Below are 653 nucleotides of genomic sequence, written 5' to 3'. Positions count from 1 at the left end.
CGCTTATGCGCGCGCACCCGCGCTACCATCCGCTCGACATGGGCGATCGGGGTTTCCGGCAAGATGCCGTGGCCGAGATTGAAGATCAGCCGGCCCTGGCCGAAATTCTCCAGCACGTCGTCCACCGCGCGATCGAGCGCGGCGCCGCCGGCGATCAGGGCCAGCGGATCGAGATTGCCCTGCACGGCCGCGCGCGGTTGCACGCGCTCGCGGATCATCGCCGGCTCCGTTGCCCAATCGATCGACACCGCATCGACGCCGGTTTGCTCGACATAGGCCGGCAGCAAGCCGCCGGCGCGACGCATCGTGGCCGGCGTGCGCAAACAGGTGCCGAACGCAAAGATCATCGGCTTTCCGCGCGGCGGCAGCACGCCGGCCCAGGTGTCGAAGACCTGCACGCAATCGGCGCCGGCCTTGAGCTGGCCGACCAGGTGCCGGATCGAGTTCTCGACCAGCACGTCGATGATTCGCGCAAATGCGTCCGGATGGCGGTAGGCGAGCATCCGTGCCGGCGCCTGATCCGGCGTGCCTTGGCCGGCCACCATGTAGGTCGCAACCGTCCACGGCGCGCCGCAGAAGCCGATCAGGGCGATGTGCGGCGCGAGCTCGCGCCGGACCCGGCGCAACGTCTCATAGACCGGCTCGAGCTTGCC

The 653-nt window shown here is 69.2% G+C and carries 1 protein-coding gene; it reads right to left on the bottom strand.

The annotated features are described in order from the left end of the window. Positions 1-653 (bottom strand): uroporphyrinogen decarboxylase family protein (locus tag J6500_RS31590; protein ID WP_283842971.1); only part of this gene is annotated, 653 nt, incomplete at both ends.

The organism is Bradyrhizobium semiaridum (assembly GCF_020329505.1).
In the GTDB taxonomy this organism is placed as follows: Bacteria; Pseudomonadota; Alphaproteobacteria; order Rhizobiales; family Xanthobacteraceae; genus Bradyrhizobium; species Bradyrhizobium semiaridum.
This window is presented reverse-complemented; position numbering and strand designations above follow the sequence as displayed.